A 15,414-nucleotide genomic window follows, 5' to 3' on the forward strand; every position below is an offset into this window, starting at 1 on the left:
GACTCCTCCTCAATCAAGGCCGGCATTCCGCGATCAACCAGCGGACACCGGCCCCTTAGGTGCCCTGCAATAACATATGCGGGTACGAATGAGCGTGTTCCTGGGGAAATAGCCCGATCGGAGCCTATAAATCCTCGCTAACCAAACGCGGCGGAGGCAGGATGGGCAGACCCTCGGGATAAGCGGCGGCCGCGTCTTCCGGAAAGGCGGCGTTCAAGGGCGCGAGCCCCCAGGCGCGCAGTGCATACTCGGAGATAATCTCCCGGCGCTGTCCCCGGTCGATTTGATACCACCGCCCGCCGCTGGCGATCACAGTGCCGTCCGAGAATTCGGTCCCGGACGGGGGGCCGACCGGGTGTTCCAGGGCCGGGCCGGCCGGCAGCTGCACCAAATCCAGCACGGAGAGCCTTGCAGACTCCGGCGCTGTGACCGGGGCACCAGCCGAGTGCACACGATAGCGAACTCCATGCTCCAGCCAATGGACGCCCCCGTTGACGTCACGAACCCGCACATGCGTCGGGAAGAAATCCGTAGCCCTTAACGTCCGCTCCCCGCGCCATGCCGGCATCCGCGTATATAACGCTTGCAGATCCCCCCATTTTTCACTGAAAAACTGGTGATTGCGGGTATTGACTTCCTGGAAGCCTTCGGAACCGAGACTTTTCATCGTCATGCTGCCGTAATGATGGACAAAGGTGTCCCTGGCGATCACCAACTTCTTCCCCTGCAGTCGGATCCGGGCGACCCAATCTTCATCCTCAAAATTGCCAATTTCATACCCTTCGTCAAAATAACCAACCTCATCCAGCGTCGATCGCGGAAAAGCCACGCAAAACCCGACCAACCGATCGGTTTCTTGCCATTTCAAGGAATCGGAGTGATTATGCCCGGCGGCGAATGCCGGCATATCCGCTACGTCTTGATAAGGAACCTCGATTTGCTGCTCGCCGCTGATGTAATTCGTGACAGGTCCGGCTGCAGCCGCCCCCGGATACTCCCGCAGGCACATGTGCAGTTGATCCAGCCACCGCTCCGTAACCAGCACATCGTTATTCAACAAGACGATGGTCTTCCCTTTGGCCATCATCAAGCCGGTATTCACGGCGCGGGCGAAACCCAAATTCTGCGGATACACCGCCAGCCTCACCCCTTTGCGCCGCCGGACCGCTTCGGCCGTACCGTCAACCGAACCGTTGTCGACCACGATGACCTCATGCGGAGGGGCCGTATGACGATCAATATGATCCAAGCACTGCATCAGCAGGTCCAAGCGATTGGTTGTCGGTATGATGATGCTCGTAAGCTCCTGGCTGGTTCCAAACGTCCGCAGGCCTTCGCGGACTCCGTACCCATAACCTGAAGCGTAACCTTGTTCGTAAGTTCCCGAAGCGCGCCTCGCTTGCGGGCTATTGCTCCCTTTATCTTCCGTTTGCACCGTTGTGCACCTCCCCGAGCTGCGGCAATACCGCCTCGCCATTTATCAATTTATCAGCCAAATGTCCCAGATCGAGCGCGACCTTGCCCAGCTCCCCGGCCAACCGCGCGCAGATGATCACTGCGGCCACGCCGGACGCGACCAGGGCCAGGTCAAAATCGGGGAATTCCCGGACGCGTTGGATCACCGCGGGAACATCGGCCACGCCATGAACCGGGGCAAGCGAGCCAACCACGTTCATGCCACGCTGCCCAAGAAATCCCCCCAGCGCCTCCGATTGATTGCCGATCAACAAGATGCGCCGCCCATGCAGCAGTTTCGTCAAATAACCGCCGGCATTCAATTCGTAATTTACAGTCGAAGTAGTCAAGCGAAGGGTGCGGTAATCCCACCCATAATGCCGCAGCACGGGGAACAGCAGGCCTTGATAGGATGGATGCCTGGATTCCGGAACCCCGATGATATCCGCAGCCTTTACAGCGGAAGCCAATGCCTCCCGCGCGGCCGGATCCGGCAGCTGTACGCCCGCATAGGGCAAAAAAGCCCCCCAGCGGAGCGCCTCCTCGGTAGAAATCACCGTACCGTGCGCCAGAGTGAGCAGCTCCCCGTCACCGAGGCGGACGACGGACAGCGGCCGGCCTCCCCGCAGCGCCGCATCGACGGCGGCGAAGACGCCAGCGGGGGGATGCAGCGGATGCATTCGTCCGGCAACGGCGGGGAATCCGGCAGCGATGACGTCGTCAACCCGGACCTCCGGCAGCAGCATATAACGGGGGATCAACCGTCCCAGCTTGGCTTCCCCGCCTTCAAACAAACCTTCGCGATAGCCTTCCTCGTAGGCCGCAGCCCGGACCCGTTCCGCTTCGGCTGCGGACCAGGCGGTCTCCGTGCCGTCCATCGAGACCGGGTCGGGCGGAGCCGGCTCAGGCGCAGGCCCTAACGGCGGCAGGGGGACAGCCGGGGGCGTTGCGGCTGCGCCGGCGGCTTCTCCCGTGCCGAAGCCCCAGTCGGNCCCCCCACCACAGCTGAAGAACGTCGAATTCCAGCTTGCCGTCCTTCGCGTAGCGGTTGTTTACGTCGGTAATCTCCAGCTCCCCGCGCGCGGAGCGATCGATGCTGCGGATGATGTCAAACACGCTGTCATCGTACATGTAAATGCCGGTAACCGAAAATTTGGATTTGGGTTTCTTCGGCTTCTCCTCGATAAAGGCAATCTGCTCCGGGGCGTCCTTAGCAAACACCGGCACCCCGTATCGTCGCGGGTCGTCTACCGGCTTCAGCATCACCCGGGCGCTGCTGGCAGGCTGCTGTTTGAATTTCTCTACATAGGGCGTCAAATCATCCAGAAACAGGTTGTCGCCCAGCAGCACAACGAATTTTCCGCCGGGCGGGATGAATCCGTCAGCCAGCTCAAGCGCCTCTGCGATCCCCCCGGCTGACTCCTGAACGCGGTACGTCAGGTTCACTCCAAAGTTCTCTCCGCTTCCAAGGAAATCGGCGTACAGCCCGGCCGACTGCTTGCTGATGACGATGAGGATGTCGGTGATTCCAGCTTGACGCAGCCGTTCTATGCCGTAACAGACCATCGGATAGTTCCCGACCGGAAGCAGATGCTTGTTGATCAATCGGGTCAGCGGGTATAGACGCGTGCCGCTGCCCCCCGCCAAAATCACACCTTTCATGAACGCTCCTCCCTTGTGCTCAAGATTGGGAATTCTCTTAAATGAATTGCCAGGGATCCACTCCCCATTTGTTGATAAACCGCAAACGGTTCCGCTCCAGCAGCTCGTTCCAGCCCTCCGGATGCCGGGCTTTAAAGCTGGTGCTGCCTTCGTGGTACACCAGGGTATCGCCGCAAACGAGCAAGCGGTAGCCCAGCTGCCGTGCGCGGTAGCAGTAATCGTCGTCTTCATAATGTCCGGGCGAATAGCCTTCGTCCAGGAGACCCACCCGCTCCAAAACCTCCCGCTTCAACAGCAGGCACATCCCGACCAGTCGCTGGACCTCCTGCCATTTAGCAGAATCGGGAAGGTTATGACGCTCCGCCGCTTGGGCAAAGCTCTCCCCCTCCGCCCAGTCGATCGTCACCTGCTGCCGTCCGCTGGCATAATTGGTCACCGGACCGACAAGGCCGACATCGGCGGCGCTGTACAGCGCCAGCAACAAATTGGACAGCCACCGCGGGGAGACGATGACATCGTTATTCAGGAGCAGGAGTTGATCGCCCGAAGCCACGGACAACCCCCGGTTCACGGCTGCGGGAAATCCCTCATTACGCGGCATCGCCACCAAGATCAGGCGCTCCTTCAGGCAGAATGCGGCGGTGTCATCTTCGGAGCCGTTGTCCACCACGATGATTTCATAGGGAGTCTCCGTATATTGGCGAATCGCCGCCACGCATGGGGCAAGCAGGTGCAGCCCGTTGTAGGTAGGAATGATGATACTGGTAACCCCGGTTCCGCTCATCTGGCATTCCTCATTTTCGCCAATTCGCCGCGTCCCAGCGTACTAAAACGCAGCCGGACGCCTTCCGTTTGCATGACCTCGCCAAGCGCCTCCAGATGGTCGCCGATGATCATCTGTGCAACGGCGTTCCCCGCCCCGCTGTTGCTCGTGCGAATGCGGTTTTTGCGGATGACATCCACGGAAATCGGCGCACCTGCCTTCAGACCGCGGGCCAAAGCCATCGCCTGGGCCTTCGGAGGCACGATGAGCGCCGCGGTTCCCACCGTTCGCAAGGCGTGTCTTGACAAGGCGTTCGGCACCGCTGTCAGCGAGTTCGCCTTCAGATCCGGACGCCCCAGCGCCAGATTGAGGAAGGCCTTGCAGCGCGTCACCTCATCCTGCTGCGAAAAGGGCGGCAGATGCGGCGACAAGTCGTTTAGAGCCAAGTCATCTCCCCGATCGATCGCGAGCAGGAAAACGGCTAAATCCTCTGCGGCGACGCACAGATCCCCGTCGGTGAACAGCAGAATATCCCCGGTGGCTGCCGCCGCCCCGATTGCTCGGCCTACATCATGACCCAGACGTTCGGGGAAGCTGAGCCGCATGATCCGCGGATCCCGATCCACGGCGGCAAAGCTGCCGTCGTCACAGCCGTTCAGGACCACGATGATTTCTTGCAAGGGCAGCTTGCGAAGCTCCGCTATGACGAGCGGCAGCGTCTTCTCCTCATTGCTCGCCGTCACGATGGCCGAAGCGCTGCCGTGGAGCGGCAGCGGAATCCACGGCGCACGAAGCCCGGCCGCGCCGGCATAACCGCGGCGATAAGCGAGGGAAGCCGCCAGAATGGCCGTGAAGGACATCTGATCCACCCGCTCCGTTCGCGCCCACTCCCGAAAACAAGCCTGCATGTGAGGAGAATCGGTCTCCGCTTCATCCTGCGCAGCCGCCGCCCGGGCACCTGCAGCCAGGGCCTTCGATTTAAGGCGCTGGAGCGGGCCTCGGGCCTCTCCCTTCCCTGTGGACGTACGCGCCAAACGGCGGCCCTTGCGGGCGATGCCGTTCTTCGTCCGGGGCCGGCCAGCGCTGCCGCGCGGACCGGCCAGGCGCTTGCTTTTCCTTTTTTGCCGCTGCTTTATCGATTGTTTCGTTTCCATTCCATCTTCACCTCACCTTGCCGCGCTGCCGGCCCAAATCGCTGTAACCTCCGCGCGGCCCCTGCTGATGGATCAGCCAGTGGATCGCCTCCAGATGATCCCCCGCCACCAGCGCGGTCAGCGGATCCACGCGTCTTCCCTTATTCCGGATCCACCCCCGGGCCGGGTTCAGCTTGCCGACGGGAACGTTATGGACCGCCTGCACGTTTAACCCCAGCCGCACCGCTCTGGCCAGGGCCAGCGGCGGAACTTCCAAGGCGTCCAGACCGAGGGTCTCGGCCCCCGCCCGACGGATTGCATGCGGGACGGCGGTCAGGGAAGCCCCCCGCAGATCGGGACGCTGCAATACCCCGTTCAGGACATGTTTGGCCAGAACGACCGGATGGGCTTCCCTTCGGCCTGCCGGGCCCGAATATCCGTTCAGCGCAACATCGACGCCGGATAACGCCGCATGGACAAAAGGACGCAGCTCCCGAGCCGGGATCACCATGTCGGCGTCGATGAACAGCAGCACCTGGCCTCGGGCGGCTTCCGCCCCGACACGCCGGCCGACATCATGGCCCAGCGGCTCCGGTACACGGATGACGCGGGCACCGCAGGCTTCGGCCAGCTCGTCGGTCCCGTCGGTCGATCCGTTGGCGACAACGATCGTTTCGCTGCGCGGATGCACCCGACCTGCTTCCCGCAACACGCCGGCCAGCGTCGCTCTTTCATTCATCGCCGGGATAATGATGGATACCGTTGGATCGGGGTGATTGACCAAACGCGGCAGCGCCGGCTTGCGCTGAATCGGTTTGCGGTTCAGTCCGAATCGCGGCTTGCGTTTTTTGACCACATCATCTTCCTCCCAAAACGTGATAATACCGGAGCATATACCACAGTGTATGTCTTGCCGGGGGGGTGGTAACGGCAAACGTACCGTTGTCCCCCTGAATGCGGCAGGGGCCCTGACGCCGGGCACCGCTTATAGAGCAAGAAAAAAACGCCTTACGGCGTTTTCCATAGGTCGTTCATTGGCCTGCGGGCCAACCTCAGTTTTTGGCGCTGCGGCGGCTTGCGGTGAGCACGCTCCCCGCGCGTACGATGCTTACCCAACGCTCGGCGGCATGCTCCCAGCGATAATGGCGGCGAACGATTTCCCGGCAAGCACGACCCATGACCTGATGCAGCTCTTCATCCCGCAGCAGTTGGACGATCCGATCCGCCAGGCTCGTCTCCGGCCCGCCTGACAGCAGGTCATCCACCATAAATTCCGCCACCCGGGGAGTAGTGGCGTCCAGGGTCGGCACCCCTGCGGCCATCGCATCGATACGCATGAGCATCGACGCCGTCTCATCGCCGGGCAAGAGAACCAGACAATCCGCCAAAGTGTATCCGTCCAGGGGGGAATCCGCCGAAAGGGCGGGCAGGTGCGCCGCCCGTTCCGGGCCCCGGGCGGGGCTCCCGTAATCCCCTCGAGGGTCAAGCCGTTCGCGCAGCGAAGGCGGAAAGTCGGTCCCCAGGAGCACCAGCATCGCCTCCGGCACGCGGGTGAAGACGTCCGCGAGAGCCGAGATAATCCGGCCTTCTTCTTCCCCAGGCGGCGGCCAGCCTCCGGCGAGCAGAACGATTTTGCGGTCCGCCCACCCGAGCTCCGTCAGCCGTTGCCTGCGCCGGCGCTCCCCGTCCGGCGTCCAGCGCGGGGGCCCCTGCTCTTCCAGACGAGCCCCCGGCAGATTCACCCAAATCGGGGTGAGCAGAGAAGGAAAATGCGCCAGCACCTCGGATTTGACTCGTTCACTGCCGACGATCAGGCCGTCCACGCTGTCCAGGATCTGCGAGGTGCACAGCTTGGGAGAACAGGCAGAGGAGAAAGCCGGAGCGGAGGGCAGGGTCAACAGTACGCGGGACAACGGGAGCCGGCTCTTCAACTGGCAGGCCAACAGCGGCCGGCCGTGGACGTCCACGGTTTCCGGCCGCCACTTGCGCAGATGGCGCAGCAGCGATTCCAGGAAGAGCCGTCCTCCCGGCAGACGGTAAAAGGGAACGCTGCCGATCCAGCCTTGCGACGGCAAATGCCCGTCGGCAACGCCGAAGATGCGAAGGCGCAGCTGTTCCGCCGCATGAGGGATCATCCGTTCCAGCGCTTTCTCCGCCGGACGGTGCTTTCCTGAAGACGCCGCGAGGGCGCCGGGTGCGATGACCGCGACTTTTTCCCGATCCATGTGAAGTCTCCCTCCTTACCGTTTCGCTTGGATTCGTTATCCTAAATATACGAAACCTGCCCGGCAAATGTGACACCTTCCCAGAAGATGAGCCTAATTTGCCATAGGTTCACAGCTCCCCGCAGATCGCCCGAAAACAGGCGGCTGTCGCAGCACAGTCGTCCACTCTTTTTGCACAGGACAACATACATTGGAGGAAGAAGCAAGGGAAGGAGGATACCCACTTGAGTCAGGACACTGTCGGAATCTTGCTGAATTCCAGCATGTACCGGGGGATTCCCACGCGCAGAACCGGCCAGGAGTGGATCGCAGGGTATGAGGAAACGGCACGGGAGTATGGATTAACGCCCGTTTTCTTGCGTCTTGGAGGCATCGCCCCGGCGGGCGACCGCTGCGTTGCGTATGTCTTTAACGGCATCGAATATGTAGAACAACAGCTGCCTCTGCCCTCGGTGATTCACAACCGGGCGCTCTACCCCAAACTCGCGGCCCAGCATAGACTCCAATCTCTGAACGCCCTGGGCATCACGATCTTCAACACGAACAACCGGTATGGAAAAGACTTCGTCCATCGCCTGCTCTGGAGCGCTCCCCACTTGCGGGCGTACCTCCCATCCGCGATGCCGCTGACCTCCGGGAATTTGCGGACCATGATGTCCCGCCATCCCGACCTCATCTTAAAACCGATTCGCGGCTCCGTTGGCCACGGTGTTATGCGATTGCGGTACACACCCTCCGGGTGGGAACTGACCTATGCTTCGCCCCTGGGCAAATCGAAATGGAATACCGTCCGGCTGCATCGGGGAGAGGTTCCGCCCTGGATCCGGCGCGTCTTTCGCCACACCCCGTACCTGGTGCAGGAACGCATTCCGCTGGCGGAATATGAACAGCGTCCCATCGACCTGCGGATCACCGTGCAGCGAGGTCACAGAGGGGATTGGAAGGTCACGGGGCGCTTTGCCAAAGTCGCCGCCGCAGGGAGCTTCGTCTGCAACATCGCTAAAGGCGGCGAAGCTCTCCCTGCCGAACAGCTGCTGGCCCAAGCTCTCCCGGAACAGATCGTTCCCTCGGCGCTCGCACACGTCGAGAATCTGGCCCTGGAGATCTCCCGCCACCTGGGCAATCGGCTGCCGCTCCTGGCCGACCTCGGACTGGACATTGGCTTAACCGAGAGCGGGCGGCCTTACTTTATCGAATGCAACGGGCGCGACCAACGTTACGGCTTCCGAAAAGCCGGGTTGCCTGAAATATGGATGGATACTTATCGCCAGCCTATGGCTTACGCCCGTTATTTGCTGGAGCAACCCGCCCGGCGGCACCTTGAGCCAAGCTATCCCTCCGAATAACGGAGCGATCGCATGAGAAAGGGGCATCGTTTCTATCCGGATAAAGAAAGGTCCGGACGGAAACATGCCCCTTGTTTCGTGTGAAATTCATGATTAAAGAGGGTTAATGATAACGTACATCCGCAATGTTAAACGGCGGGTACAGAAGCGCCAGTGCATAAGCCGCCGCCGCGGCCAAGGCCATGAGCAACACCACCAGCACATCGTACCGCGAATAGGCAGTGCGGTAGTAATACGTGCGGGGCCGGTCCCCGTCGAAGGCCTTCGCTTCCATGGCCACGGCCACGCGATGTGCCCGGCGGATGCTCTGAGACAGCAACGGCACCGCGTACAGCTTGGCTTGAGCGACGAGACCGCGCAGCCCGCGCGGCCGGCGAACGCCGCGGATGAGCAGCGCATTGCGGCGGACGAGCAGTTCCTCCCATACCATGGGAAGCAGCCGAACCGAGGCCATAAAGCTGTAGGCATATTTCGGCGGCAGCTTCGCCTGCTGCATCAGGGCGTAGAACAAGGATACCGACGGCGTGGTCAACACGAACAGCAGCCCTTCCGCGGCAAAAGCCACCGCCTTGAACCCGATATGGACGCCCCGAAAGAAGCTTTCCTCGGAAATCCGGAACAATCCCCAAGCCCACCAAATCTCCGTGCCTTTGCCAAACAAGATCATCGTAGCCGCCGAAGAAGCGAAGATCAGGGCAAAGGGAAGGACAAGCAGGGCGACCTTCCACGGTTCAAATCCGCTGAACAGGAACAGCAGCATGGTAAACAAGAGGGCTTGGTAGAAAATAAAATCGAGCCGATGAGTAAACAACGTCAGCAGAAACAGCAGGATCATCAACGCCAGTTTGGCGGCCGGATTCGCCCGGTGCAGCCAGGTCTGCCGCTTCGGCGTTAAGAACTTCCTCATTTCGTCGCCACCGCCTCCGGACCGGGATGCCCGGGTCGTTCCTTCTCCGCGGAGAAATCCGCATCCGGCTCAGACAACCCGATCGATCCGGACGCTAAGCTCAAATCGGCCTTAAGGTTCGTCGAGCGCCCGGTCAACCGCTGCGAGGACAGTTGCCCCTCCCGCACCTCCCAATGCTGGGTGGCGACTTGCTCGGCGATCCATTCCTCGTGCGTAACCATGAGGATCGCCGTGTCGCGCCGGCGCAGCGCCTCGCATAGCTGCAGGATGGCGAAGGTGTTCGCCGCGTCCTGGCCGAAGGTCGGCTCATCGAGCAGCAGCAGCCGCTGCTCGCGCACCGCAGCCGCAGCCACGCTAAGGCGCCGCTTCTGTCCCAGCGACAGCTGGTAAGGATGACGCGCTTCCAGTCCGGAGAGTCCAAACCGCATCAAATATTCCGTCACCCGTTCATGGAGCGCCTCAGCCTCCAGTCCGTCCTCCCGCAGCGAGAAAGCCACCTCGTCCGCCACCCGATCCGCGACGAACTGAAACTCGGGATTCTGGAACACGAAGCCGATCTCGCGGGCAGTTCTCTCCAGCAGCCGTTTGCGGGCGCGGCGATGCAGCTTCCCGGTCTCCGTCGGTTCTCCCTGCAGCACGTACGCTCCTTCTGCGGGCAGCAGGCCAATCAGGCTGAGCAGCAGCGAGCTCTTCCCTGCGCCGTTCGGCCCCGTGATCGCCACCCAATCGCCGGGATACACACTGGCTTGCCCGACTTTAATGACCGGGCGACCTTGCCGCAGTCCGCAAAACTCCCTTAATTCCACCACAGCCGGTCCTTCGGCCTTCCGAGGGTGCGCCACGGGTTCCAGCAACCGGCGTCCTGCCTCAGTGGCGGCATAATCCTCCCACACCCCAGGGTACCAAATGCCGAACTTCGCGAGCTCGAACCGGTACGCTTGAAAGACCTCATCCGGTGATCCTTCGCCCAACCCCCGTCCATCCGGTCCGAACAACACGACCCGGTCGACCAGTCCAAGCGCCGTCAGTTCCTCGATCCGATGCTCCACAATAATCAAGGTGCGATCCTCGGCTACCTTGGCAATGGCTTGCCAGATTTGCTCGCGACCCTGCGGATCCAGCAGGGCAGAAGGTTCATCGAGCAGCAGTACCTCTGGATCGCCTAGCAGCACCGAGGCAAGCGCCAGTCGCTGCTTCATCCCCTGAGACAACGAATCGATCGGCACGTGGAGCTCGGGGAGGTCAAGGCCGACCTTGGCCAAGGCGGCGTCCATCCGCGCGGACATCTCTGGCTGCGGCACACCGAGGTTCTCCAATGCAAAAGCCAACTCCTCATCCACGTAAGGCATGCAAAATTGGGTATCCGGGTCCTGGAACAGGAACCTCCACGACGCCGGCAACAGCTGCGCGGACGCACGCATCGGGATTTCCACCAAGTTCGGGATGATCCCGGACAACACCTGGAGCAGCGTCGACTTGCCGCAACCGCTAGGGCCGAGCAGCAGCACATGCTCCCCGCGCCGAACCGAGAAATCCAAATCCTTGAACACAAACTCGTGCTCGCCCGGGAATTTCAGTCGCAGCTCCCGAACCTCTGCCGCGACGGTTGTCCCCCTCCGCATCAGTCGTCCAGCGCTGCGTAATCCTTCGGATCAACCGGACGCAGCAGCGTAGTGACCCCTGTTGCTTCCACAGCCTTCACTACGGCATAAGCGAAATATCCGCAGATCAGGGCCGAGCTGACCGCCCGCATGACATATTTGGCGGTCAAGAGCCACGGTTCGTAATCCTGCACATACCCGTAGAAGAAGTCCGGGAGGACTGAGCCGACCGCAGCCCCAATCCCGGCCAAGGCGGCGACGGAGCCGGAAAATTTCCGGTACCGGAATGCAGCGAATACCAGCTCCGCTCCCAAGCCTTGCAGCACGCTGTACAGCACGAGTTGAATGCCCCACTCGCTGCCGAACAGAATCTCCACATGCGCTGCGGCGACTTCAGCAATCAGCGCGACTCCCGGTTTCCGAATCAGCAGAAATACCAAGGTCGCGGCAATGAACCACATCCCGTACACGAGCTCATCCGCCTGGAAGAACAGGGGGGAGAACAAATTGTATACCGAGCTCCAGAAGTGGTACACCACCCCGAGCACCAGCGAGACAAGCACCGTTACCAGCAAATCGCTCAGCTTCAGGCCGCGGCCCGTTCTCTTTGGAATAACCTCCGACATCTTCATCTCTCCTCTTGATTTATAAGTCTGATTGATCCCGCATCGCAAAAAAACCGTCTGAATCAGCTCAGACGGCGGTCAGGTCACGGGGACGCGCAAGGGCACAATCACTCCCGGACGATCGATTCTCTACGCTGGCATTATCCAGATCAGATTAACGGTCCGCGGCGCCGTATGCCGCTATCTCAGCCTGATTCGCTCAAGCCCCCGTATCCCTATGCGATTGTTATTAACATACACCAACCCGGTCCCGGCATCAAGCTTAATTTTGTACAAATTTGTAAACCGGGGTTACAAGCTGCCGTATTGATTTCGGCCTTATTCTGTGTCAAGATAAGCGGAAGTGGCAACGAATTCATCAAACCACCGCAGCACTTATGGACAGACTAGGAGGATGCGATTTGGCCGCGACATGGATGAAATGGATGACGGAGCTCTCCTCCCGGAAAGGGTTATCCCGGTTGATGGGGAAATTTTCCCATTCAAGCTTGAGCCGACTGATGATTCCTTTCTTCGCGAAATCCTACGGGATTCCGCTGCATGAAGCGGAGAAGGAGCTTCGGGAATACCGGACGCTGAACGAGTTCTTCACCCGCAAGTTAAAGCCGGGTATGCGCCCGTTGCACGCCGAGCCGGGCATGATGATCAGTCCGGTGGATGCGCGGATTACCTTTATGGGTGAGGTGCGTTCCGGCACGATCCTGAACGTCAAAGGTCAGGATTACGCTCTGGAAGAGCTGTTGTCCCACTCCCCCCGCGTGGAAACGTACAAACACGGTTACGCCTTTGTCCTTTATTTAAGTCCTACGGATTATCACCGGATTCACGCCCCCGTGACGGGCAAGAAGCTGGAGAGCGAGCATGTGAAAGGCCGGGTCTACCCGGTCAACGATTTCGGCATGCGCCATATGAAGAAGGTGTTGTGCCGGAACGAACGCCTGATTACTTATATTTCACACCCCTACGGGGAGATCGCCCTCGTTAAGGTTGGAGCGATGAACGTCAGCAGTATCCGATACTCCGATCCCTCGGCCAAAAGCTGGGAGCAGGGCGACGACCTGGCTTATTTCGAATTCGGATCTACCGTCGTCCTGCTTGCCCAGAACGGCACCTTCTCCCCGTTGCCCGGGCTCGAGCCCGGCCGAAAAATACGGATGGGCGAAGCGTTGGGCCGTTTTGTCTCCCCAAGCAAAAGCTAAAACATCTGGACCCTCCGCCGGCAATTTGCCGGCCTTTCCCGCGTTATTCGACCTTAATGCTGCCGATGGAAGTCTTCAGCGCGATCAGCGGCCCTCCGCCACCCCGCTTGCTGCTTCCTTTCGGCGCCCCGCTGACTTCCCCAAGCTCGCTCGAGGTCTCCAAATCGCAGGCCAATGACGGATCCAGCACCGCCGTCACGCTGCCGACATCGGTACTCGCCTGCAGCCGGCTGCCTGCGTCCATCGCCAAGAGATTCAAATCCAAGCTGCCGGTTGCCGTACGGATCGAGGATTCCCCCGACAGACGGGCGTCCTCTACCCGAATCGATCCCACATCTCCCTCAAGCCGGTACGTTCCTGTCAATCCGCTTGCGGTGATTTCACCGACATGGTTTGTCACTTCGAACTCCCGCAGTCCTGCGGGAACTTCTACCACATAGTCAATGCGGAATTCGGTAAAATGCAGCTCCTTCTGTGCCCAATCCCATAGATTCTGCTCCGGCTCGCCTTTGGCATGCACGCGTACCTGGATCGCATCTCCCTGAGGGATTACGGAAACCTCGCTTTGTTTAAACAATTGATCCAGCTTGGCCTGCCGAGCCGGCAGGTCCGCAGCCTGTATGGTCGCCTTCACCACAACCTGGTCCGACGAGCCTTCCTTCAGCTCCAGACGGCCGACGGCATTGTCCAATTGCAGCTTGCTGGCGGTACCGATTTCCTCCGTTGCCGAAAGCTCGTGCGAGCGCCCGGTGAACGTCAGGTCGTCCTTCCATTCCCCGGCGGCCAAGTTTACGGATTGCTGCACCGAAGCCGCGGTTTCACTGATCGATTGACTCACCGAATCGACGGTATTGCTTACCGTCTGCTCCAATTGCTGCTGCAGCGATTGGTTCTCCGCCGGGCCGCAGCCGGAGGCGAGGGCCAGCAGCACAGCGGATGCCGCCAACCACGCGATTTGCGATGTATGCTTCATGAATATATTTCCTCCTTAAATTTCCACCTATTTGAATTATACCGGGGTCCTCTCCAACCTCCTACAGACGCTGGACCAGTTCGTATCCTGGACTTTAGTCAAGGAGAATCTCCCCTTTGCGCCAAAGACAGGCGTTTAATGACAACAAAAAACCGCCGGAGCATTCAGGCTTGGCGGTGGGCAGAAATCTCGGCAACCCTCCCGGATTAACGGATTTCCGACGGGCTTTTTCCCGTATATTGTTTGAACTGGCGGCTGAAGAAGAAGATGTCCCGATACCCCAGCGCGTCAGCGACCTCGGTCACATTCATGCCGGCATGCAGCAGCAGGTGCTGGGCCCGGTCGATTCTGGATTTGATGATGTAGGACTGTACCGACATCCCGATGATCTCCTTGAATTTGATGGAGAAATACCGCGGGGACAAGCCTGCCCGACTAGCCAGATCCTGTACCTTATGGGGCAAGCCCGGGTGCTGCAGCACGTAATTGGCCACTTCATGAATCACTTCATGCAGTTGATTGCTAACCTTCTTCTCCACCGGCATCTGCCGTTCCTCGCGCAGCAAATAGATCAAGAGCTGCTTGAGAATCAGCTGCGCCTCCTCCTCGGCGGCATAAGCCTTCATCAGGAATAACCGGACATAACGCGACAGCATATATTCAAAATCCAACGCATCCTCCAGCACACGGTAAGAACCCGGCACCTCCGCCACCGGCTCGTGGACGTCAAAATGGATGTACGTCAGCACCAGCGGCCGCTGCGGATTATGCGTTGCACTCGTGTGATCCCCTTTGCGGAACAGAAAGCAGCTGCCTTTGCTGACCGGAATGGGCTGGTCGTTCAGGACAACCGTACCTTCTCCGCTCCACACATAGAACAGGTCGTAGTTCTGCAGCGGCTTCTCCCGCTTGTGCCATTTCCATCCGGGCTCACAAACGATTTTGGCGAATGCCGGCTTCAATTCAAATGAAGACGGTGAAACGTGAAGCATGTCCTTCCCTCCCATAAACAATGCCATACGGTGAGCAGTTCGGTCTCATCCGTGGAAATTCCTGCATGTTTTTCTTCTTGAAATGAATGTTCAAGCTTTTTTTCTATTATAACTTTAAAGCCTGCGGGTTTGAATATCTCTCCAGGCGGCTTTCATTCGAATTATACCCTCAATCAAGGTCTGTTCATCCAAATGGGAATAGGTAAAGCAGGCTGCCGGCGGCCCGGGCTCGATCCGGTAGACGGCAGCATCGCGAAAGGAGACGCCGCGAGCAGCAGCAGCCTCGCGGAAAGCGCCGTATTCCTCCGGTGTGCGGCGCCATTCGGCGTACAGCAGCAACCCGGCGTCGGCGGGGCGAAGGCGAAACAATTCGCCCAGCTCCTGTTCCAGGCAGCGGCGGAACACCTCCTGCTTGGCGCCGTAGTGACGCCGCATCCGGCGCAGATGGCGCTCGTAGCCGCCCGTGCGCATAAACCGGGCGAGCGCCCGCTGCTCCAGCCGCGCCGGCGGCACCGGCTCGTAGAGCGCCTTC

General features: G+C 60.1%; 14 protein-coding genes and 1 pseudogene. 2 read left to right on the top strand and 13 right to left on the bottom strand.

What is annotated here, in order from left to right; genetic code table 11:
• Nucleotides 1-124 precede the first annotated feature (124 nt).
• The 7 genes from BN3795_RS02935 to BN3795_RS02965 form a co-directional block, all read right to left on the bottom strand.
• Nucleotides 125-1,435 (bottom strand): glycosyltransferase family 2 protein, encoded by a 1,311-nt coding sequence (locus BN3795_RS02935; RefSeq protein ID WP_068783254.1) that lies wholly within the window; start codon nucleotides 1,433-1,435, stop codon nucleotides 125-127.
• On the bottom strand, nucleotides 1,419-2,333 hold the full coding sequence (locus BN3795_RS02940; RefSeq protein ID WP_232729838.1) for a GT-D fold domain-containing protein: 915 nt from the start codon (nucleotides 2,331-2,333) through the stop codon (nucleotides 1,419-1,421). The genes BN3795_RS02935 and BN3795_RS02940 overlap by 17 nt, the downstream gene beginning before the upstream one ends.
• 25 nt (nucleotides 2,334-2,358) lie before the next feature.
• Entirely contained in the window at nucleotides 2,359-3,117 is a 759-nt protein-coding gene (locus tag BN3795_RS02945) for a sugar phosphate nucleotidyltransferase (protein ID WP_110944969.1), read from the bottom strand.
• Between the two features lie 37 nt (nucleotides 3,118-3,154).
• Nucleotides 3,155-3,901 carry a glycosyltransferase family 2 protein gene (locus BN3795_RS02950; protein WP_068783255.1) on the bottom strand — a complete coding sequence of 249 codons (747 nt, stop codon included), beginning with the start codon at nucleotides 3,899-3,901 and terminating at the stop codon, nucleotides 3,155-3,157.
• Nucleotides 3,898-5,034: a glycosyltransferase family 2 protein gene (locus tag BN3795_RS02955; protein ID WP_110944970.1), complete on the bottom strand. Its 1,137-nt coding sequence runs from the start codon at nucleotides 5,032-5,034 to the stop codon at nucleotides 3,898-3,900. Before BN3795_RS02955 ends, BN3795_RS02950 begins: the two co-directional genes overlap by 4 nt.
• A gap of 7 nt (nucleotides 5,035-5,041) precedes the next feature.
• Nucleotides 5,042-5,869 carry a glycosyltransferase family 2 protein gene (locus BN3795_RS02960; RefSeq protein WP_068783256.1) on the bottom strand — a complete coding sequence of 276 codons (828 nt, stop codon included), beginning with the start codon at nucleotides 5,867-5,869 and terminating at the stop codon, nucleotides 5,042-5,044.
• Between the two features lie 196 nt (nucleotides 5,870-6,065).
• Nucleotides 6,066-7,238, bottom strand: coding sequence for a glycosyltransferase family 4 protein (locus BN3795_RS02965; protein ID WP_068783257.1), 1,173 nt, complete (start codon nucleotides 7,236-7,238; stop codon nucleotides 6,066-6,068).
• Between the two features lie 224 nt (nucleotides 7,239-7,462).
• On the opposite strand from BN3795_RS02965, the gene BN3795_RS02970 reads away from it, so the two are divergent.
• Nucleotides 7,463-8,584 (top strand): YheC/YheD family endospore coat-associated protein, encoded by a 1,122-nt coding sequence (locus BN3795_RS02970; RefSeq protein ID WP_068783258.1) that lies wholly within the window; start codon nucleotides 7,463-7,465, stop codon nucleotides 8,582-8,584.
• Nucleotides 8,585-8,687: 103 nt separating this feature from the next.
• Here the strand turns inward: BN3795_RS02970 and BN3795_RS02975 are convergent, their stop codons facing one another.
• The 3 genes from BN3795_RS02975 to BN3795_RS02985 are packed head-to-tail and all read right to left on the bottom strand — an operon-like array spanning nucleotide 8,688 to nucleotide 11,724.
• Nucleotides 8,688-9,491 (bottom strand): energy-coupling factor transporter transmembrane component T family protein, encoded by an 804-nt coding sequence (locus BN3795_RS02975; protein ID WP_068783259.1) that lies wholly within the window; start codon nucleotides 9,489-9,491, stop codon nucleotides 8,688-8,690.
• Nucleotides 9,488-11,113 (bottom strand): ABC transporter ATP-binding protein, encoded by a 1,626-nt coding sequence (locus BN3795_RS02980; protein ID WP_068783260.1) that lies wholly within the window; start codon nucleotides 11,111-11,113, stop codon nucleotides 9,488-9,490. The genes BN3795_RS02975 and BN3795_RS02980 overlap by 4 nt, the downstream gene beginning before the upstream one ends.
• Nucleotides 11,113-11,724, bottom strand: a complete 612-nt coding sequence (locus BN3795_RS02985) for an ECF transporter S component (protein WP_110944971.1) — start codon at nucleotides 11,722-11,724, stop codon at nucleotides 11,113-11,115. Before BN3795_RS02985 ends, BN3795_RS02980 begins: the two co-directional genes overlap by 1 nt.
• 395 nt (nucleotides 11,725-12,119) lie before the next feature.
• Between BN3795_RS02985 and asd the strand changes: the two genes are divergently transcribed.
• Nucleotides 12,120-12,917, top strand: coding sequence for an archaetidylserine decarboxylase (asd, locus tag BN3795_RS02990; protein WP_068783262.1), 798 nt, complete (start codon nucleotides 12,120-12,122; stop codon nucleotides 12,915-12,917).
• A 43-nt stretch (nucleotides 12,918-12,960) separates the two neighbouring features.
• On the opposite strand, the gene BN3795_RS02995 is transcribed toward asd, so the two are convergent.
• The 3 genes and pseudogenes from BN3795_RS02995 to BN3795_RS03005 form a co-directional block, all read right to left on the bottom strand.
• Complete coding sequence (locus tag BN3795_RS02995; protein WP_068783263.1) at nucleotides 12,961-13,890, bottom strand: hypothetical protein; 930 nt, start codon at nucleotides 13,888-13,890, stop codon at nucleotides 12,961-12,963.
• Nucleotides 13,891-14,096: 206 nt separating this feature from the next.
• Entirely contained in the window at nucleotides 14,097-14,882 is a 786-nt protein-coding gene (locus tag BN3795_RS03000; RefSeq protein ID WP_068783264.1) for a helix-turn-helix domain-containing protein, read from the bottom strand.
• 114 nt (nucleotides 14,883-14,996) lie between these two features.
• Nucleotides 14,997-15,414: pseudogene (locus BN3795_RS03005) on the bottom strand (PLP-dependent aminotransferase family protein); the annotation flags it as partial.

The sequence above is a fragment of the Paenibacillus phocaeensis genome (assembly GCF_900021165.1).
Classification (GTDB): Bacteria; Bacillota; Bacilli; order Paenibacillales; family Paenibacillaceae; genus Fontibacillus; species Fontibacillus phocaensis.